General features: G+C 71.7%; 19 protein-coding genes. 15 read left to right on the forward strand and 4 right to left on the reverse strand.

What is annotated here, in order from left to right; translation table 11 throughout:
* Positions 1 to 3: 3 nt before the first annotated feature.
* Both pheT and ACFWW9_RS20505 read left to right on the forward strand, forming a co-directional pair.
* Complete coding sequence (gene pheT, locus ACFWW9_RS20500) at positions 4 to 2,478, forward strand: phenylalanine--tRNA ligase subunit beta (protein ID WP_390379903.1); 2,475 nt, start codon at positions 4 to 6, stop codon at positions 2,476 to 2,478.
* Positions 2,479 to 2,814: 336 nt separating this feature from the next.
* Positions 2,815 to 3,279, forward strand: a complete 465-nt coding sequence (locus tag ACFWW9_RS20505; protein WP_390379906.1) for a hypothetical protein — start codon at positions 2,815 to 2,817, stop codon at positions 3,277 to 3,279.
* Between the two features lie 4 nt (positions 3,280 to 3,283).
* Here the strand turns inward: ACFWW9_RS20505 and ACFWW9_RS20510 are convergent, their stop codons facing one another.
* The gene (locus tag ACFWW9_RS20510; RefSeq protein ID WP_390379909.1) at positions 3,284 to 3,955 is read right to left on the reverse strand and encodes a DNA alkylation repair protein; all 672 of its coding nucleotides are present in this window, start codon (positions 3,953 to 3,955) and stop codon (positions 3,284 to 3,286) included.
* Positions 3,956 to 3,992: 37 nt separating this feature from the next.
* Between ACFWW9_RS20510 and ACFWW9_RS20515 the strand changes: the two genes are divergently transcribed.
* The gene (locus ACFWW9_RS20515) at positions 3,993 to 4,640 is read left to right on the forward strand and encodes an O-methyltransferase (RefSeq protein WP_390379912.1); all 648 of its coding nucleotides are present in this window, start codon (positions 3,993 to 3,995) and stop codon (positions 4,638 to 4,640) included.
* A 6-nt stretch (positions 4,641 to 4,646) separates the two neighbouring features.
* Here the strand turns inward: ACFWW9_RS20515 and ACFWW9_RS20520 are convergent, their stop codons facing one another.
* Together ACFWW9_RS20520 and ACFWW9_RS20525 are read right to left on the reverse strand one after the other, a co-directional pair.
* Positions 4,647 to 4,976 carry a hypothetical protein gene (locus ACFWW9_RS20520; protein WP_390379915.1) on the reverse strand — a complete coding sequence of 110 codons (330 nt, stop codon included), beginning with the start codon at positions 4,974 to 4,976 and terminating at the stop codon, positions 4,647 to 4,649.
* A 19-nt stretch (positions 4,977 to 4,995) separates the two neighbouring features.
* A complete protein-coding gene (locus ACFWW9_RS20525) occupies positions 4,996 to 5,427 on the reverse strand; it encodes a hypothetical protein (protein ID WP_390379918.1) in 432 nt (143 codons plus the stop codon).
* A 183-nt stretch (positions 5,428 to 5,610) separates the two neighbouring features.
* Between ACFWW9_RS20525 and argC the strand changes: the two genes are divergently transcribed.
* The 11 genes from argC to ACFWW9_RS20580 are packed head-to-tail and all read left to right on the forward strand — an operon-like array spanning position 5,611 to position 15,427.
* A complete protein-coding gene (argC, locus tag ACFWW9_RS20530; RefSeq protein WP_390379921.1) occupies positions 5,611 to 6,633 on the forward strand; it encodes an N-acetyl-gamma-glutamyl-phosphate reductase in 1,023 nt (340 codons plus the stop codon).
* The gene (argJ, locus tag ACFWW9_RS20535; RefSeq protein WP_390379924.1) at positions 6,630 to 7,802 is read left to right on the forward strand and encodes a bifunctional glutamate N-acetyltransferase/amino-acid acetyltransferase ArgJ; all 1,173 of its coding nucleotides are present in this window, start codon (positions 6,630 to 6,632) and stop codon (positions 7,800 to 7,802) included. The genes argC and argJ overlap by 4 nt, the downstream gene beginning before the upstream one ends.
* A complete protein-coding gene (gene argB, locus ACFWW9_RS20540) occupies positions 7,799 to 8,680 on the forward strand; it encodes an acetylglutamate kinase (RefSeq protein WP_390379927.1) in 882 nt (293 codons plus the stop codon). Before argJ ends, argB begins: the two co-directional genes overlap by 4 nt.
* Before the next feature lie 26 nt (positions 8,681 to 8,706).
* Positions 8,707 to 9,840, forward strand: coding sequence for an acetylornithine transaminase (locus tag ACFWW9_RS20545; protein ID WP_390379956.1), 1,134 nt, complete (start codon positions 8,707 to 8,709; stop codon positions 9,838 to 9,840).
* Positions 9,840 to 10,772, forward strand: coding sequence for an ornithine carbamoyltransferase (gene argF, locus ACFWW9_RS20550; protein WP_390379929.1), 933 nt, complete (start codon positions 9,840 to 9,842; stop codon positions 10,770 to 10,772). Before ACFWW9_RS20545 ends, argF begins: the two co-directional genes overlap by 1 nt.
* Positions 10,769 to 11,257 carry an arginine repressor gene (locus ACFWW9_RS20555; protein WP_390379932.1) on the forward strand — a complete coding sequence of 163 codons (489 nt, stop codon included), beginning with the start codon at positions 10,769 to 10,771 and terminating at the stop codon, positions 11,255 to 11,257. The genes argF and ACFWW9_RS20555 overlap by 4 nt, the downstream gene beginning before the upstream one ends.
* Positions 11,250 to 12,320 (forward strand): argininosuccinate synthase domain-containing protein, encoded by a 1,071-nt coding sequence (locus ACFWW9_RS20560; RefSeq protein ID WP_390379935.1) that lies wholly within the window; start codon positions 11,250 to 11,252, stop codon positions 12,318 to 12,320. The genes ACFWW9_RS20555 and ACFWW9_RS20560 overlap by 8 nt, the downstream gene beginning before the upstream one ends.
* Before the next feature lie 44 nt (positions 12,321 to 12,364).
* On the forward strand, positions 12,365 to 13,726 hold the full coding sequence (gene argH, locus ACFWW9_RS20565; RefSeq protein ID WP_390379959.1) for an argininosuccinate lyase: 1,362 nt from the start codon (positions 12,365 to 12,367) through the stop codon (positions 13,724 to 13,726).
* Complete coding sequence (locus ACFWW9_RS20570) at positions 13,716 to 14,342, forward strand: DNA-3-methyladenine glycosylase (RefSeq protein WP_390379938.1); 627 nt, start codon at positions 13,716 to 13,718, stop codon at positions 14,340 to 14,342. The genes argH and ACFWW9_RS20570 overlap by 11 nt, the downstream gene beginning before the upstream one ends.
* Before the next feature lie 31 nt (positions 14,343 to 14,373).
* Positions 14,374 to 14,739 carry an ArsR/SmtB family transcription factor gene (locus ACFWW9_RS20575; RefSeq protein ID WP_390379941.1) on the forward strand — a complete coding sequence of 122 codons (366 nt, stop codon included), beginning with the start codon at positions 14,374 to 14,376 and terminating at the stop codon, positions 14,737 to 14,739.
* On the forward strand, positions 14,690 to 15,427 hold the full coding sequence (locus tag ACFWW9_RS20580; RefSeq protein WP_390379944.1) for an SRPBCC domain-containing protein: 738 nt from the start codon (positions 14,690 to 14,692) through the stop codon (positions 15,425 to 15,427). The genes ACFWW9_RS20575 and ACFWW9_RS20580 overlap by 50 nt, the downstream gene beginning before the upstream one ends.
* Here the strand turns inward: ACFWW9_RS20580 and ACFWW9_RS20585 are convergent.
* Positions 15,421 to 15,972 (reverse strand): hypothetical protein, encoded by a 552-nt coding sequence (locus tag ACFWW9_RS20585; protein ID WP_390379947.1) that lies wholly within the window; start codon positions 15,970 to 15,972, stop codon positions 15,421 to 15,423. The two genes, ACFWW9_RS20580 and ACFWW9_RS20585, sit on opposite strands and share 7 nt — an antisense overlap.
* Positions 15,973 to 16,081: 109 nt before the next feature.
* Between ACFWW9_RS20585 and tyrS the strand changes: the two genes are divergently transcribed.
* A complete protein-coding gene (gene tyrS, locus ACFWW9_RS20590) occupies positions 16,082 to 17,356 on the forward strand; it encodes a tyrosine--tRNA ligase (protein WP_390379950.1) in 1,275 nt (424 codons plus the stop codon).
* The last annotated feature ends 632 nt before the right edge of the window (positions 17,357 to 17,988 follow it).

Here is a 17,988-nt window from a genome sequence, read left to right on the forward strand (position 1 = left end):
CCGGTGCGTATTCCGGTTAGCTGGTTGACCGAGCACCTCGAGTTCGCCGAGGCGCCCACGCCGGACGAACTGGCCGAGGCCTTCATCCGGATCGGCATGGAGATCGACGACGTGCGCCCGCTCGGGCCCGTCAGCGGTCCCATCGTCGCGGCGCGCGTGGTCGAGATCGAGGAGCTCACCGAGTTCAAGAAGCCGATCCGCTACTGCCAGGTCGAGGTCGGGCCCGGCAAGGTCAACGGGATCGTCTGCGGCGCCACGAACTTCGTCGAGGGCGACACGGTCGTCGTGGCGCTGCCCGGCGCTGTGCTGCCCGGCGACTTCACCATCGCCGCGCGCAAGACCTACGGCCACACCAGCGACGGCATGATCTGCGCCGCCGACGAGCTGGGCCTCGGCGACGACCACTCGGGCATCCTCGTGCTGCCCAGCGGCACCGCGCAGCCCGGCGACGACGCCGTGGAGCTGCTCGGCCTGGACGACACCGTCCTGGAGATCACGCCCACGCCGGACCGCGGCTACGCCTTCTCGGTGCGCGGCCTGGCCCGCGAGATCGCCTGCGCGTTCGACGTGGCGTTCGGCGACCCGGCCGTGGTCGAGGTCCCCGAGGCCGAGGGCGAGGTGTGGCCCGTCCACATCGAGGACCGGGCGGGCTGCGCGCGGTTCGTGGCGCGCCAGGTCAGCGGGGTCGACCCGACCGCGCCGACGCCGTGGTGGATGCGCCGCAGGCTGATGCTCGCGGGCATCCGCTCGATCTCGCTGCCGGTCGACGTGACCAACTACGTGATGATCGAGCTCGGGCACCCGCTGCACGCGTTCGACGCCTCGAAGGTGCGCGGCAACCTGGTCGTGCGGCGGGCGAAGGCGGGCGAGAAGCTCACCACGCTCGACGACACCGTGCGCGTGCTCGACGCGGACGACATCGTGATCACCGACGACAGCGGCGTCATCTCCATGGCCGGTGTCATGGGCGGCGCGTCGACCGAGGTCGGCGACAAGACCAGCGACATCCTGCTGGAAGCCGCCATCTGGGACCCGGCGACCATCGCCCGCACCGTGCGCCGCCACAAGCTGCCCAGTGAGGCGGCCAAGCGGTACGAGCGCACGGTCGACCCGGCGCTGTCCCCGGTCGCCTTGGAGCGCGCGGCGAAGCTGCTGCACGTCTACGGCGACGGCTCGATCAAGCCCGGCCGCACGGACGTCGGCTCGCCCGTGCTGCCCGGCCCGGTCACCATGCCGATCGACCTGCCGGACCGCGTGGCGGGCGTGCGCTACGCCCGCGGCGTGACCGCGCGCAGGCTCGGCCAGATCGGCTGCCTGGTCGAGGTCAGCACCGGCGACGACGGCCAGACCCTGGTCACGGCGACGCCGCCGACGTGGCGCTCGGACCTCGTGCAGCCCGCCGACCTGGTCGAGGAGGTGCTGCGGCTGGAGGGCTTCGAGACGATCCCGTCCACGCTGCCGCCCGCCCCCGCCGGTCGCGGCCTGACCGAGCAGCAGCGCCGCCGCCGCACGGTGTCGCGCGCGCTGGCCGAGGACGGCTACACCGAGGTGCTGCCGTTCCCGTTCGTCTCGCCCGCGGTGTTCGACTCGTTCGGGCTGAACGCCAACGACTCGCGGCGCAACGTCGTCAGCGTGCTGAACCCGCTCGAGGCGGACAAGCACGCGCTGGCCACGACGTTGCTGCCCGGCCTGCTGGACGCCGTGCAGCGCAACCTGTCGCGCGGCCAGAAGGACGTGGCGCTGTTCAACATCGCCCAGGTCACGCTGCCGCGCACCCAGCAGGTGCCGGTGCCGGACGTCGGCGTGGCGCAGCGGCCCACGGACGCGCAGGTGGCGTCCATGTTCGCGGCGCTGCCGCAGCAGCCGGTGCACGTCGCCGTCGTGCTGGCCGGGCACCGCGAGCACGCGGGCTGGTGGGGCAAGGGCCGCCAGGCCGACTGGGCGGACGCGGTCGAGGCCGCCAAGCTCGTCGGGCGCGCGTACGGCGTGACGCTGCGCGTGGTCGCGTCCGACCTCGCGCCGTGGCACCCCGGCCGCTGCGCGGAGCTGCGCGTCGGCGACTGGCCGGTCGGCCACGCGGGCGAGCTGCACCCGAAGGTCGTGGAGGCCCTCGGCCTGCCCAAGCGCACGGTCGCGATGGAGCTGGACCTGGACGCGCTGCCGCTCAACGACAACCGGCCCGCGCCGATCATCTCGGCGTACCCGCCGGTGCTGCTCGACGTGGCGGTCGTCGTGGACGACGCCGTGCCCGCCGCCGAGGTGGCCGCTGTGCTCGAATCCGGCGGCGGTGACCTCCTGGAGGACATCCGGCTGTTCGACGTCTACACGGGCGAGCAGGTGGGCGAGGGCAAGCGGTCCCTGGCGTACGCGCTGCGGTTCCGGGCGTCCGACCGCACGCTGACCGTCGAGGAGGCCACCGCCGCGCGGGACGCGGCCGTGGCGGCGCTCGCGGAACGGCACGGCGCTACTCTCCGGTAATCCTTTGGTACACCCGGTCGGGTCCACTAGCCCGACCGGGTGAATCACGGTCACGCGGAATAACGGCGTACTCCCTGTTCACGATGTGTTTCGGGGTGCGTCGCGGGCCGAAAGCCCCTAGTGACGAGTGCTCACGTTAGGTGAATGGTCCTTGCGTCTCGGTTGAATGTTCTCCAAGATTGGCGGGCGGCCCGCGGGGCCGAGGGGCGAAGCGATGAACTGCCGGGCGAGTTGGTCGCCGGTCCGGCAGGGAGCTAGAGGCGAACCCACCGCCTGGGGAGCAACAGCCTGTGGAGTTGCGCCATGCGAAGTTTGGGCCCGCGAATGGAAATCGCCGTGGCCACGACCATCCTGGGCGTGGGCGCGGCGGTCGTCGCGGCGATGCACCTGACGTGGCCGGAGCCCCAGCTGCCCGCCATGGCGTACTCGGTGAGCGCGGGCGAGGCCGGGGTGTCGGACCTCAAGCCGTTCTCGATCGACGACGTGTCCGGCGGGGCCGTGGAGCTGACGCCCGGTAGCGAGGGCGTGCGGAAGGTCCGGCTGTCGAACCCGAACGACGTGGACATCATCGTGGTGAAGCTGTCCGCCCTGCCGGGGACGCCGGTGGACTCCGAGCGCAACAAGGTGGACGGGTGCCCGTCCGGGCTGCTCAGCGTGGCGCCGATGGACACGCCCGTGCTGATCCCGCCCGCGGGCGAGGTGCAGGTCGAGATGGTGGTGCAGGTGGCGCACGACCTGCCCGCGACGTGCCGTGACCTGGTGTTCCCGCTGACCTACTCGGGGCACGCGACCAGGGGCTGACGGCTCACCCGAGGTGCTTGAGCGCCTCGCGGCGGGACAACTTTGACAAGGTCGGGTGGTCCTCGACGAACGCCCGCACCCAGCCCGGCTCGGTCTTCGCGAACTCCCGCAGCGCCCAGCCGATCCCCTTGCGCAGGAAGAAGTCCGGGTCGGCGACGTTCGCCTCGACGCAGTCGGCGAGCAGATCGGTGTCCGTGGCGGCCTTCGACCCCAGCTGGCAGATGACGGACGTGCGCCTGCGCCAGCGGTCGGTGTCGCGCGACCACACGCGCATCAGCGGGGCGAGGGTGTCGTGGTCGGCGCGCAGCAGGGGGCCGACGCGGCGGGCCGCGATCTCGTCCACGAAGTCCCACCAGGCGCCGGTGACGACCAGCTCGTCGTAGAGCGGCATCAGGTCTGTGTTCTGCCAGCGCGGGTAGGCGCCGGTGAGGTCGAGCGCCAGGTAGCGCTCCTCGCGGAACTCCGCACCGCGCCACAGCTCCAGCACGGTCGCGACCCAGGTGTCCTTGTCCGGCAGGGGGTGTTCGGCGAACAGCGCCTTCGCCAGCCTGCTCCGCTCCGGCTTGGCCACGCCCCGGAACGGGAGCGCGGACTTCATGTAGCGGCGCATGTCCTCGGCCTTCGCGGGGTCCGCGACCCGAGCCAGCCCGGCGCGCGCCGCGCCGACCAGATCCATGCCCGCCACGGTAGGCGGATCCCGCTACTTTGGCGTCATGGACCTCATCGACCCGCGCGTCAGCGACTACCTGCTGGCCCACTGCACGCCCGCCGACGACCTCCTCCGCCAGTTGGCCGAGGAGACGCGCGCCGCGACCGGTGGCGCCGCCGGGATGCAGATCTCGCACGACGAGGGCGAGTTCCTCACGATGCTGGTCCGGCTGGTCGGGGCGCGGCGGGCCGTCGAGGTCGGGGTGTTCACCGGGTACTCGTCGCTCTGCATCGCCCGCGGCCTGCCCGCCGACGGGCACCTGCTGGCGTGCGACGTCAGCGAGGAGTGGACCTCCATCGCCCGCCGCTACTGGGCACTGGCGGGCGTGGCGGACCGCGTCGAACTGCGCCTGGCCCCGGCCTTGGAAACCCTGCGCTCCCTGCCCGTGGAACCGGAGGTCGACTTCGCGTTCATCGACGCCGACAAGATCGGCTACCCCGACTACTACGAGGAACTGGTGCCCCGCCTGCGCCCCGGCGGCCTGATCGTGCTCGACAACGTGCTGCGCGGCGGCGGCGTGCTCGACGAGTCGACGCGGGACGCGAGCGACATCGCGATGCGCCGGATGAACGACATCGTGGTGACCGACAAGCGAGTCGACTCGGTCATGCTCCCCGTCCGCGACGGCGTCACCCTGGCGCGCAAACGCTGAAGACTGTCACCAGCATCTTGTAGACAGTCGACCGATGACGCCGACGGTCGCGTCGGGGTCGTCGGGGTCGTCGGGGTCGTCGGCGCGGAACCGCACCGCCGTGACCGAGGCGCGGTCGCCGCCCGGCAGCACGACGTCGAGCGGCGCGACCGGGTTCACCACCACGGTGGCCCGGTCGACCGGCACCACGCCCGGCTTACCGTCCTCGGCCCGCACGGCCCGCACGGCCCGCACGGCCCGCACGGCCCGCCACCCGGTGTGGTGCCCGTTCCGTCGGCGCACCCCGGCCACGGCCGTCGACGGGACCACCAGTTCGGCGGTCTCCACGATGAGCACGCCCACCACCACAGGCCCCTCACCGCCGTGCCACCAGCGGCAACGCCCGCCGCGCCACCGCGGCCCGTGCGGGCGTCGGTGACGACAGGACCGCGTCGCCGAAGACGTCACCGGCCAAGGCGGGCGGGGAGGCGGCCGCGAGATCGGCCGCCAACGGGCCGTCGCGGCCACGGCTGTGCGGCACCATCACGGTCCACCCGTACGACCGGTTCTCCGACGTGGCGGTCAGCGCGGACGGCCGGACCCTGGCGACCGGCGGGGCCGACCGCACCATCCGCGTGGGGGACCTCGACCTGGACCGGGTGGTCGACCGGATCGGCGCGACCGCGTCACCGCCCCTGACCGCAGTCGAGTGGTACTCCCGCCGGTAGCGCTTCCCCAATCCGGCCGCGACGAGCGCGGCCGACTCCTCGTCCAAGGTGTCCAGCGCGGCTTTCACCAGTGCCTCCACGTCTCCCTCTCCAGCCAGTCGCGTCGACCCCGGAACGCAAGGGTGAACTTCCTCGGGATTCTGTATGCGGTATCACGTCGCCACTGCCCTGACCTGGTCGCGCTGGGTGAGCGAGCAACGTCACCCGGATAGTGGTGCGGATAAGGGTTGAGTGAGTTTGCAGACCTATGCATAATTATCCGCATGACAGTGCGGATCGCGGTCGCTGGAGCCAGCGGGTACGCGGGGGGCGAGGTGCTGCGGCTCCTGCTCTCCCACCCCGACGTGGAGATCGGTGCGCTGACGGCGGGGGGCAACGCGGGCAGTCCGCTGCTCGCCCACCAGCCGCACCTGCTGCCGCTCGCCGACCGCGTCCTCCAGGACACCACGCCGGAGGTGCTCGCGGGGCACGACGTGGTCTTCCTCGCCCTTCCCCACGGCAAGTCGGCCGAGCTGGCGGCGCAACTGGGTGACGACGTCCTGGTCGTCGACTGCGGCGCGGACCACCGGCTGGTCGACCCGGCGGCGTGGGAGCGCTGGTACGGCGGCGAGCACGCGGGCACCTGGCCCTACGGCCTGCCCGAACTCCCCGGTCAGCGGGAGAGGCTGGCGGGCGTCAAGCGCGTCGCCGTCCCCGGCTGCTACCCGACCGTGTCGTCCCTCGCTCTCGCCCCGGCGGTCGCCGCCGGGCTCGTCGAGCCCGAGGTCGTGGTCGTCGCGGTGTCCGGCACGTCCGGCGCGGGCAAGGCCGCGAAGACGAACCTGCTGGGCTCCGAGGTGATGGGCTCGCTGAGCGCGTACGGCGTCGGCGGCACGCACCGGCACACCCCCGAGATCGTGCAGAACCTCAGCGCCGTCGCCGACCGGCCGATCGGGGTGTCGTTCACCCCCGTGCTCGCGCCGCTGCCGCGCGGCATCCTCGCCACCTGCTCGGCCCAGCTGCGCGCCGGGGCCGAGGACGTGCGCGCGGTCTACGAGAAGGCGTACGCGGACGAGCCGTTCGTGCACCTGCTGCCCGAGGGCTTCTGGCCCACGACCGGCGCGGTGCTCGGCTCGAACGCCGTGCAGCTCCAGGTCGCGGTGGACCCCGACCTCAACCGGCTGGTCGTCGTGGCGGCCATCGACAACCTGGCCAAGGGCACCGCCGGTGCCGCTGTGCAGTGCATGAACCTGGCGCTCGGCCTGCCGGAAACCACCGGCCTGTCCACCGTGGGAGTGGCTCCATGATCCGCGACAAGGGTGTTACCGGTCCGCAGGGCTTCACGGCCGCTGGGGTGGCGGCGGGCATCAAGGCGACCGGCGCGCTGGACCTGGCGCTGGTGGTGAACACCGGTCCGCTCGACTCGGCGGCGGGCGTGTTCACCACGAACAAGGTCAAGGCCGCGCCCGTGCTGTGGTCGGCGCAGGTGATCAAGGAGCGCAGGCTCGCCGCGGTGGTCCTCAACTCCGGCGGCGCGAACGCGTGCACCGGCCCCGAGGGCTTCCAGGACACCCACGCCACGGCCGAGAAGGTCGCGGAGGTGCTGGACTGCGGCGCGATCGAGGTCGCCGTCTGCTCCACCGGCCTGATCGGCGAACGCCTGCCGATGGACGCGGTCAAGTCCGGTGTGGACAGTGCCGCCAAGGCGCTCGACAGCACCGTGGAGGCCGGGTTCAACGCCGCCACCGCCGTGCTCACCACGGACTCGCGCGCCAAGCAGTCGTGGGAGGCGCACGCCGACGGCTGGTCGGTCGGCGGGTTCGTGAAGGGCGCGGGCATGCTCGCCCCGAACATGGCCACCATGCTCTCGGTCATCACCACGGACGCCGTGGTCGACGGCGCGGCGCTGGACGCCGCCCTGCGCGCGGCCACCGGCCGGACGTTCGACCGCCTCGACGTCGACGGCGGCACGTCCACCAACGACACCGTGCTCGTGCTGGCGTCCGGCGCGTCCGGGGTCACCCCGTCCGCCGAGGACTTCACCGCGCTGCTCACGGCCGTCGCGGGCGACCTGGTCAAGCAGCTCCAGGGCGACGCCGAGGGCGTGACCAAGGAGGTGTCGATCATCGTCCGGGGCGCCGCGACCGAGGCCGAGGCCGTGCTGGTCGGCCGCACGGTCGCCGAGGACAACCTGGTCAAGACCGCGCTCTACGGCTCGGACCCCAACTGGGGCCGCATCGCGATGGCGCTGGGCCGCGCGGACGCCGTGATCGACCCGGACAAGCTCGGCATCACGATCAACCGCGCCACCCTGTTCGCCAACGGCACCAAGGCGGAGGACCGCTCGGCCGCCGACCTGTCCGGCCGCGAGATCGAGATCGTGATCGACCTCAACGTCGGCGACGCGACCGCGACGATCCTCACCACGGACCTCTCGCACGAGTACGTCGAAGAGAACAGCGCGTACTCGTCGTGACGGGGACGCCGCAGGAGAAGGCCGCCGTCCTGGTCGAGGCGCTGCCGTGGTTGCAGCGCTTCCGGGGCGCGGTCGTCGTCGTCAAGTACGGCGGCAACGCCATGATCGACGACCGGCTCAAGCGCGCCTTCGCCGAGGACATGGTGTTCCTCAAGCTCGCGGGCCTGCACCCGGTCGTCGTCCACGGCGGCGGCCCGCAGATCGGCGCGATGCTGGCGAGGCTCGGCATCGAGAGCGAGTTCCGCGGCGGCCTGCGGGTCACCACGCCCGAGGCGATGGACGTCGTCCGCATGGTCCTGGTGGGCCAGGTCGGCCGGGAACTCGTCGGTCTGATCAACGCCCACGGACCGCACGCGGTCGGCATGTCCGGCGAGGACGCGCACCTGTTCACCGCGAGCCGCCGACCGGCCATCGTGGACGGTCTGCCGGTGGACATCGGCCTGGTGGGCGACATCGTCGACGTGAACCCGGACGCGGTGCTGGACATCGTGCGCGCGGGCCGGATCCCGGTCGTGTCCTCGGTGGCGCCGGACGTCGACGGCGTGGTGCACAACGTCAACGCGGACACGGCGGCGGGCGCGCTCGCCATCGCGTTGAACGCCAAGAAGCTCGTGGTCCTCACCGACGTCGAGGGCCTGTACTCGGACTGGCCGGACCGGTCGTCGCTGCTGCACCAGGTGAAGGCGGACGACCTGGAGAAGATGCTGCCGCGCCTGGACAGCGGCATGGTCCCGAAGATGGAGGCCTGCCTGCGGGCGGTGCGCGGCGGGGTCCCGCAGGCGCACGTCATCGACGGCAGGCTGGAGCACTCCGTGCTGCTGGAGGTCTTCACCTCCAGCGGTGTCGGCACGATGGTCATGGGGGACGACGAACTGTGAACGACCAGCAGCGGTGGCAAGCCGCGATGATGAACAACTACGGGACGCCGCAGATCACGCTCGACCGCGGCGAGGGCGCGTTCGTCTGGGACACCGACGGCAACCGCTACCTCGACCTGGTGTCGGGCATCGCGGTCAACGCGCTGGGCCACGCGCACCCGGCGGTCGTGGCGGCGGTGACCGAGCAGATCGGGAAGCTGTCCCACACCTCGAACTTCTACATCAACCAGCCGTCGCTGACGCTGGCCGAGCGGCTGCTCGAGCTGTCCGGTGTGGACGGTGCGGGCAAGGTGCTGTTCTGCAACTCCGGCGCCGAGGCCAACGAGACCGCGTTCAAGATCAGCCGTCGGACCGGCCGCACGAAGGTCGTGTCCACCGACGGCGGGTTCCACGGCCGCACGATGGGCGCGCTCGCGCTCACCGGCCAGCCGCCGAAGCGGACCCCGTTCGAGCCGCTCGTCCCCGGCGTCACGCACATCCCGTTCGGCGACGTCGCCGCGCTGGAGGCCGCGATCGACGACGAGACCGCCGCGTTCATCGTCGAGCCGATCCAGGGCGAGAACGGCGTCGTGGTCCCGCCCGAGGGGTACCTCCAGGCCGCGCGGGAGATCACCTCCGCGCACGGCGCGCTGCTGATCCTGGACGAGGTGCAGACCGGCATCGGCCGCCTCGGCACCTGGTTCGCGTTCCAGCAGGCCGGTGTCGTGCCGGACGTCTTCACCCTGGCCAAGGGCCTCGGCGGCGGACTCCCGCTGGGGGCGTGCATCGCAGTGGGCGACACGGCGTCGCTGCTCGAACCCGGCCAGCACGGCACGACGTTCGGCGGCAACCCGGTGAGCTGCGCGGCCGCGCTCGCGGTGCTGGACACCGTCGTGTCCGAGGGCCTGCTCGAACACGTCTCGTCGGTGGGCAAGGAGATCGCCACCGGTCTCGAGGCGCTGGACCACCCGCTCATCTCCGGGGTGCGGGGCGCCGGACTGCTGCTCGGCGTCACGCTGCGCGAGGCGGTCTCGGCGAAGGCCGCGGCGGCCGCCCAGAACGCCGGCTACCTGATCAACGCCGTCCAGCCCGACGTGATCCGGCTGGCCCCGCCGCTCGTGCTCGAAGCAGCCGACGCCCATCGGCTCGTCGCCGACTTCCCGACCTTCCTGGAGCCGTGATGACACCGAGGCACTTCCTCCGCGACGACGACCTGACGCCCGACGAGCAGGCCGCCGTCCTCGACCTGGCCGACGTCTACAAGGCCGACCGGTTCAGCGCGAAGCCGTTGGCGGGCCCCAAGTCCGTCGCGGTGATCTTCGAGAAGAACTCCACCCGCACCCGCCTGTCGTTCGAGGTCGGCATCGCCCAGCTCGGCGGCAACCCGGTCATCGTCGACGGCCGCTCCATGCAGCTCGGCCGCGAGGAGACCATCGAGGACACCTCCCGGATCCTGTCCGGGTACGTGGACGCGGTGGTGTGGCGGACGTTCGCGCAGAAGCGCATGGAGGCCATGGCCTCGGTGTCGCGGGTGCCGGTCGTCAACGCGCTGACCGACGAGTTCCACCCGTGCCAGGTGCTCGCGGACCTCCAGACGATCCGCAGCCGCCACGGGAAGCTCGCGGGCCTCACCGCGACCTACCTCGGCGACGGCGCGAACAACATGTCGCACTCGATGCTCCTCGGCGGCGCCACGGCGGGCATGCACGTCCGCATCGCCGCGCCCGCGTCGTTCGTGCCGCTGCCCTGGATCCTCGACGACGCCAAGAAGCGCGCCGCCGACACCGGCGGCTCGGTCGAGCTGATCTCCGACCCGCGCGCGGCGGTCGAGGGCGCGGACGTGCTGATCACCGACACGTGGACGTCCATGGGCCAGGAGAACGACGGCCTCGACCGCGTCAGCCCGTTCCGGCCGTACCAGGTGAACGCCGACCTGGTGGCCGCGACCGGCGTGAAGACCACGGTTCTGCACTGCCTGCCCGCGCACCGCGGCTGGGAGATCACCGACGACGTGCTCGACGGCCCGGACAGCGCGGTGTGGGACGAGGCCGAGAACCGCCTGCACGCGCAGAAGGCGCTGCTCGTCTGGCTTCTGGAAAACTCGGGGTCATGACCAGGACCGCGCGCCAGGGGCGCATCGTCGAGCTCGTCTCGCAGCGGGCCATCCGCAGCCAGTCGGAGTTGGCGAAAACCCTGGCCATGGAAGGCATCGACGTCACGCAGGCGACGCTGTCGCGCGACCTCGACGAGCTGGGCGCGGTCAAGCTGCGCGGGGCCGACGGGGGAGCGCCGGTCTACGTGATCCCGGAGGACGGCAGCCCGGTGCGCGGGGTGCAGGGCGGCACGTCCCGGTTGGCGCGCGTGCTCGGCGAGCTGCTGGTGTCCGTGGACCACTCGGCGAACCTCGCGGTGCTCCGCACGCCTCCCGGCGCGGCCCAGTTCCTGGCCAGCGCGCTGGACCGGGCGGCGCTCAACGACATCGTCGGCACGATCGCGGGCGACGACACGATCATCGTCGTGGCGCGGGAACCGCTCACCGGGGCGGATCTCGCGGACCGGATCGCCGCGCTCGCCGAGAGGCACCCGGACCATGAGTGAGCGGGTGGTCCTCGCCTACTCCGGCGGGCTGGACACGTCGGTCGCCATCGGCAGGCTCGCCGAGCGGGCCGAGGTGGTGGCGGTCGCCGTCGACCTCGGGCAGGGCGGCGAGGACCCGGCGGTGATCCGGCGGCGCGCGCTGGCCTGCGGGGCCGTCGACGCCGTCGTCGTGGACGCGCGCGACGAGTTCGCGTCGGAGTACTGCCTGTCCGCGTTGCGGGCCAACGCCCTCTGCCTGTCCGGGCACCCGCTGGTGTCGGCCGTGTCGCGCCCGGTGGTCGTCAAGCACCTCGCCGAGGCCGCCGAGCGCCACGGCGCGACGGCCGTGGCGCACGGCTGCGTCGACGGCCGGTGGTTCGAGGTCGGCCTGGCCGACCTCGCCCCGCACCTGGAGGTGCTCGCGCCGGTGCGCGACCTCGCGTGGACGCGGGAGGCCGCGGTCCGCTGGGCCGACGAGCGCGCGTTGCCGATCGACGTCACCCGGAGTTCGCCGTACTCGGCGGACCGGACCGTGTGGGGCCGCGTGGTCGGGTCCGGGTTCCCGGACGACGACGACGCCTTCGACCCGGACGAGGTCGTCGTGACGTTCGACCGCGGTGTGCCGGTGGCGCTCGACGGCGAGACTGTCACGGCGCTCCAGGCCGTCCGGGAGCTGAACCGGCGGGCCCGCGGGCACGGCGTCGGCAGGCTGCCCGGCGACGACGGCGGGGGCTGCGAGGCGCCCGGCGCGGTCGCGCTGGTCACCGCGCACCAGGCCATGGAGGACGTCACCCTGGACCGCGGCACGGCCCGCTTCAAGCGGACGGCCGAGCGGCGTTGGGGTGAACTCGTCCACGACGGGCTCTGGTTCTCCCCGTTCAAGGACGCGCTCGACGCGTTCCTCGAAACCACCCAGGAGCGCGTGTCCGGCGAGGTCCGGATGCTCCTGCACGGCGGCCGGGCGGTAGCCGACGGCCGTCGGGACGGCGAATCGCCGTACGACTTCACCCTGGACACCCGCGGCGGGCGCGCTACCGTCGACCAGTCGTGGGATCTGCCGAGCAAGAGGGATTTGAACACGTGAGCGCACTGTGGGGCGGAAGGTTCGCATCGGGTCCGGCGGAGGCGATGGCGCTGCTGTCGGCGTCCACGCACTTCGACTGGCGACTGGCTCCTTACGACATCGCGGGCTCGCGGGCCCACGCCCGCGTCCTGAGCGCCGCGGGGCTGCTCACCGACGACGAGCTGACCCGGATGATCGCCGCGCTGGACCTGCTGGAGGCCGACGCGGCGTCCGGCGCGTTCGAGCCCACGATCGCGGACGAGGACGTGCACACCGCTCTTGAGCGCGGGCTGATCGAGCGCGCGGGCCCAGAGCTGGGCGGCAAGCTCCGCGCCGGCCGGTCGCGCAACGACCAGGTGGCCACGCTGTTCAAGATGTGGCTGCGCGACGCCGCCCGTCGAGTGGGCGACGGTGTGCTGGATGTTGTAGACAGCCTGGTGGGCCAAGCGCAGGCGCACCCGACCGCGGTCATGCCCGGCCGCACGCACCTCCAGGCCGCGCAGCCCGTGCTGCTGGCCCACCACCTGCTTGCCCACGCGCAGTCGCTGCTGCGCGACATCGACCGGCTCCAGGACTGGGACAAGCGCACCGCGTTGTCCCCCTACGGCTCCGGCGCGCTGGCCGGCTCCTCGCTCGGTCTCGACCCGGCCGCCGTCGCCGCCGAACTCGGCTTCGACGGGCCGGTGGAGAACTCCATCGACGGCACGGCGTCGCGCGACTTCGCCGCCGAGATCGCGTTCGTGCTGGCCATGATCGGCGTGAACCTCTCGCGGATCGCCGAGGAGGTCATCATCTGGACCACGTCGGAGTTCGGCTTCGCCGTGCTCGACGACGCGTGGGCAACCGGCAGCTCGATCATGCCGCAGAAGAAGAACCCGGACGTCGCGGAGCTGACCCGAGGCAAGTCCGGGCGGTTGATCGGCAACCTGACCGGCCTGCTGGCCACGCTCAAGGCGCAGCCGCTGGCCTACAACCGGGACCTCCAGGAGGACAAGGAGCCGCTGTTCGACTCCGTCCAGCAGCTCGAACTCCTGCTGCCCGCCATCGCCGGGATGCTGTCGACGATCCGCTACGACACCGACCGGATGGCCGAGGTGGCGCCGCTCGGCTTCACCCTGGCCACCGACATCGCCGAGTGGCTCGTCCGCCAGGGCGTGCCGTTCCGGGTCGCGCACGAGGCCGCGGGCGAGTGCGTCCGCGTCGCCGAGGGTCGCGGCGTCGGCCTGGACGAGCTGACCGACCAGGAGTTCGCCGACGTGTCGGAGCACCTGACGCCCGCCGTCCGCGACGTGCTGACCGTGCACGGCTCCATCGCCTCCCGCAACGCCCACGGCGGCACCGCGCCCGACCGGGTCGCCGAGCAGCTCAAGCACCTGGTCGACCGCGCGGTGGTCGCACGGGGGTTCACGGCCGTCCGTGGCAAGTAGGCAACTCACCGAGCAGGAGCTGTCCGTCGAGCCCGTCGACGCGGCGCGGCTCCTGCTCGGCTGCGTACTGGAGAGCACGACCCCCGAGGGTGTCGTGGGGGTCCGGATCGTGGAGGTGGAGGCGTACCGGGGGTTCGACGACCCGGCGTCGCACTGCCACCGCGGCAAGACCCCGCGCAACGAGGTGATGTTCGGTCCCGCCGGTCACCTGTACGTGTACTTCGTCTACGGGATGCACTTCTGCTGCAACGTCGTGTGCCTCTTCGACGGCGAGCCCGGCGCGGTGCTGATCCGCGCGGGCGAGGTCGTGAAGGGCGGCGAGCTGGCCCACGTCCGCCGCCCGTCCGCCCGCGGCGAGGCCGAGCTGGCGAAGGGGCCCGCGCGGCTCACCGGCGTGCTCGGCCTCGACCGGTCGCACAACGGCGTCGACGTGACCTCGCCGGAGGCGTCGGTGCGGCTGTACGCCGGGGACCCGGTGTCCGACGACGAGGTGGTGACCGGTCCGCGCGTGGGGATCTCGGTCGCGATGGAGGTGCCGTGGCGCTTCTGGCTCGCCGACTCCCCGGCCGTGAGCACGTTCCGCAAGGGTGCGAAGAGGCGTCCGACCTTGTCGTGAGGCATTGGTTCCTCTACGGTAACCGTTACTCATGAGGAACCAATCGGAAGCCGTGTTCGACGCCCTCGGTGATCCCACCCGGCGCCGGATCGTGGAACGCCTGCGCGGCGGACCGGCGCCGGTCGGGGAACTCGCGGCCGACCTCCCGGTCGGCCGACCCGCCGTCAGCAAGCACCTCAAGGTGCTGGAGGGCGCGGGTCTCGTCGAACACCGCAGCGTCGGCACGCGGAACCTGTACGCCTTGGCGCCACAGGGTTTCACCGCGCTCCAGCAGTGGCTGGTCGCGCAGTGGGACGGCGCGCTCGACGCGTTCGCCGCGCGCGTGGCCGCACGGGAGGAACAGGGACATGGCACTACCGCCGATCCGCCGCCAGATCGTGGTGGCCGCGACGCCTGACGTCGCCTTCGAGGTCTTCACCGCCGAGATCGGCGCGTGGTGGCCGCTCGCGTCGCACAGCGTCCACGGCGCTTCGGCGACGGTCGGGTTTCGCGACGGCCACCTGGTCGAGCGCGATCCCGACGGGGCCGAGGCGGTGTGGGGGAGCGTCCTGGACTGGGAGCCGCCGCGCGGGTTCCGGATCACCTGGCACCCCGGCTCGACCCCCGACCGGGCCACCGAGGTCGAGGTCGCCTTCGCCCCGGTCGCCGACGACCGCACGCTCGTGACCCTGGAGCACCGCGGCTGGGAGACCCTGCCCGACCCGACCGGCACGCGCACCGAGTACGGCCGCGGCTGGCCCACGGTGCTGGGCGGCTACCAGGGGAGGTTCGGCGAGGCGGAGCCGTCGACCGGGACCGTGTGGCTCGCGTTCCTGCACACGCCCGGACCAGCGGTCAACGGGCCGTTGGAGGTGTTCGGCCACCCGGACTTCCAGCACCACCTGGCGTTCCTGCGCGGACTGCGCGACCAGGGCGTGCTCGTGGCGGCCGGGCCGTTCCCGGCGAGCGGCGACGGCATGACCGTGGTGAAGGTCGATGCCGCCGCCGTCGCCGAGCACGTGCGCCGCGCGCAGGAGGAGGACCTGTCAGTGGCGCGGGGCGTGCTCCAGGTGCGCGTCCGGCCGTGGAACGTCGTGCTTCAGTAGGACGCGGTGCGGCGGTACCAGACCCGCCGCTGGCCGACCGGCAGCGCCAGCCGGGTGATCAGGTTCGTCAGCACGGCCCGCAGCACCAGCCAGATGACCGCGGCCAAGCCGTCGTTCAGCAGCGTGCGCGCGCCGAGGTTCTCGGGCGTGAACAGGTCGCGCAGACCCAGCGACACCGCCGCGGACCAGCCCTCGATCATCTGGGCGAAGCCGTTCGCCGCGTTCGCGCCGCCGATCACCAGGAAGATGTGGATCGCCAGGACGATGGCGAACAGCGCGCACACCACGTCGATGACCGCGCACACGACCATGACGGTCTTCACGCGGGCGTGGTCGTCGCGCGGCTCCTGGCGCACGACCTCCTCGCGCCGCACGACGTTCTCCCGGCGCACGGGCTCGTCGGCCAGCGGCACGGGCTCGCCGACCTGCGTCGGGTACTCGTCCCTGCCCCGATAGGCGTCGCGGGCGGGCATCTGCTCGGTCCGCTGCTCCTCGACCGAAATCCTTTCGGCCGGGCGCCGCGGTTCACGATCCGGATACGTCATCGGTCGAGTCCTCTCGGTTACCCCCAGGACCCGACTACCCCTCGCCCGCCAGGCACAAACACCACTGCACGGTGAACTGCTTTGACCTGGTAGGGGAGAATCGACTCCCGTGAGCGAGCACATCCTTGACGAGCTGTCCTGGCGCGGCCTGATCGCGCAGTCCACCGACCTCGACGCACTGCGGAGGGACCTGGACTCCGGCCCGCTCACCCTCTACGCCGGTTTCGACCCGACCGCGCCCAGCCTGCACGCCGGCAACCTCGTCCCGCTGCTGATGCTGACCCGGTTCCAGCGCGCGGGGAACCGGCCCGTCGTCCTCGCGGGCGGCGCGACCGGCATGATCGGCGACCCCCGTGACAACGGCGAGCGGACGTTGAACACGCTGGACACGGTCGCCGAGTGGTCCGACCGGATCCGCGGCCAGTTGGAGCGGTTCGTCGACTTCGACGACACCCCCACGGGCGCCGTCGTGGCCAACAACCTCGACTGGACCGGCCAGGTGCCGGTGCTGGAGTTCCTCCGCGACGTCGGCAAGCACTTCTCGATCAACATGATGCTCGGCCGGGAGACGGTGAAGCGCCGCCTGGAGAGCGACGGGATGTCGTACACGGAGTTCAGCTACCTGCTGCTCCAGTCGCACGACTACCTCCAGCTCAACCGCAAGTACGGCACTTCCCTCCAGGTCGGCGGCTCGGACCAGTGGGGCAACATCCTCGGCGGCGTGGACCTGGTGCGGAAGGTCGACGGCAAGTCGGTGCACGCGCTGACCGCGCCGCTGGTCACCGACGCGGAGGGCCGCAAGTTCGGGAAGTCGACCGGCGGTGGCAGCGTGTGGCTCGACCCGGAGATGACCTCGCCGTACGCCTGGTACCAGTACTTCGTGAACGTGGGCGACGTCGACGTGGTCCGCTACCTGCGCCTGTTCACCTTCCTGCCCAAGGAGGAGATCGAGGAGCTGGAGCGGGACACGGCCGAGCGCCCGCACCTGCGGTCCGCGCAGAAGCGCCTCGCGCAGGAGTTCACCGACCTGGTGCACGGGGCGGCCCAGACCGCGCAGGTGATGGCCGCGAGCCAAGCCCTCTTCGGGCGCGGCGAGCTGCGGGACCTGGACCTCCCCACGCTCGACTCCGCGATGGCGGAGGCCCCGACCGGCACGGCGGTGCTGTCCGAGTCGCCGACGATCGTCGACCTGCTGGTCGGCTCCGGGCTGGCCGAGAGCAAGGGCGCCGCGCGCCGGGCGGTGAAGGAGGGCGGCGCGTACGTGAACAACGCGAAGGTCGCCGACGAGGAGTGGACTCCGGGCAAGGAGGACCTCCTGCACGGCAAGTGGCTGGTGCTCCGGCGCGGCAAGCGGAACACCGCGGGCGTGCACGTGCAGCTCTGACCTGCGTTTTCGTCGTTCCCACGGCCGCCGACCCGTTCTGGGTCGGCGGCCGTTCCGCTCTCTTTTGAGTGATGGCGGTCACACTGTTGCGCGGAACGGTGGTGCGCTAGCGTGCTCGTAGGGCTGGCGTACGTGACCTGACCTGCGGTTTCTTCGCGTGCGTCGGGTGCTGGACCCCCGATTTGACCTCGTGTTCCGGCACGTGTAACTTTCTCCAAGTCAGGCCAACACGGACCGCCCAGCGGGCCGCAGCCAGACGGAGAGTGCGAACCAAGCTCCCAGATCGTGTGGTAGAGTGGGCAGTCTCCGAAACGGGAAGACCCAGTCGGCGGTCCCTAAGGGCCGATTTGACCAGGGCGTCTAGTTTCACTTAAGCTTCACAGCACACAAACTTTCAAGCTTTGAATGCACATGCCCCGGATCCGGGTCGCATTATGCGACTGGTGATGGTGTGCGCGTGTTCTTTGAGAACTCAACAGCGTGCCGAATAGCCAGTAACTTATATGAACCCAGTCAATGGGTTTCCTTTGAGATCACACTGGACAACTGACATTACTTGTCAGTGATTGTTCGGAGCGATCAAACAATTCATTATTGGAGAGTTTGATCCTGGCTCAGGACGAACGCTGGCG

Origin of the sequence: Umezawaea sp. NPDC059074 (assembly GCF_042738955.1) — a bacterium.
In the GTDB taxonomy this organism is placed as follows: Bacteria; Actinomycetota; Actinomycetes; order Mycobacteriales; family Pseudonocardiaceae; genus Umezawaea.

Bases quoted from the DNA above. Each gene is read 5' to 3' on its own strand.
- argJ (WP_390379924.1), top strand. From the start codon at position 6,630: ATGATCCGCGACAAGGGTGTTACCGGTCCGCAGGGCTTCACGGCCGCT.
- ACFWW9_RS20510 (WP_390379909.1), bottom strand. From the start codon at position 3,955: ATGGATCTGGTCGGCGCGGCGCGCGCCGGGCTGGCTCGGGTCGCGGAC.
- ACFWW9_RS20560 (WP_390379935.1), top strand. From the start codon at position 11,250: ATGAGTGAGCGGGTGGTCCTCGCCTACTCCGGCGGGCTGGACACGTCG.
- ACFWW9_RS20515 (WP_390379912.1), top strand. From the start codon at position 3,993: ATGGACCTCATCGACCCGCGCGTCAGCGACTACCTGCTGGCCCACTGC.
- ACFWW9_RS20585 (WP_390379947.1), bottom strand. From the start codon at position 15,972: ATGACGTATCCGGATCGTGAACCGCGGCGCCCGGCCGAAAGGATTTCG.
- argH (WP_390379959.1), top strand. From the start codon at position 12,365: ATGGCGCTGCTGTCGGCGTCCACGCACTTCGACTGGCGACTGGCTCCT.
- ACFWW9_RS20555 (WP_390379932.1), top strand. From the start codon at position 10,769: ATGACCAGGACCGCGCGCCAGGGGCGCATCGTCGAGCTCGTCTCGCAG.
- ACFWW9_RS20575 (WP_390379941.1), top strand. From the start codon at position 14,374: ATGAGGAACCAATCGGAAGCCGTGTTCGACGCCCTCGGTGATCCCACC.
- ACFWW9_RS20545 (WP_390379956.1), top strand. From the start codon at position 8,707: ATGATGAACAACTACGGGACGCCGCAGATCACGCTCGACCGCGGCGAG.
- argC (WP_390379921.1), top strand. From the start codon at position 5,611: ATGACAGTGCGGATCGCGGTCGCTGGAGCCAGCGGGTACGCGGGGGGC.
- argF (WP_390379929.1), top strand. From the start codon at position 9,840: ATGACACCGAGGCACTTCCTCCGCGACGACGACCTGACGCCCGACGAG.
- ACFWW9_RS20580 (WP_390379944.1), top strand. From the start codon at position 14,690: ATGGCACTACCGCCGATCCGCCGCCAGATCGTGGTGGCCGCGACGCCT.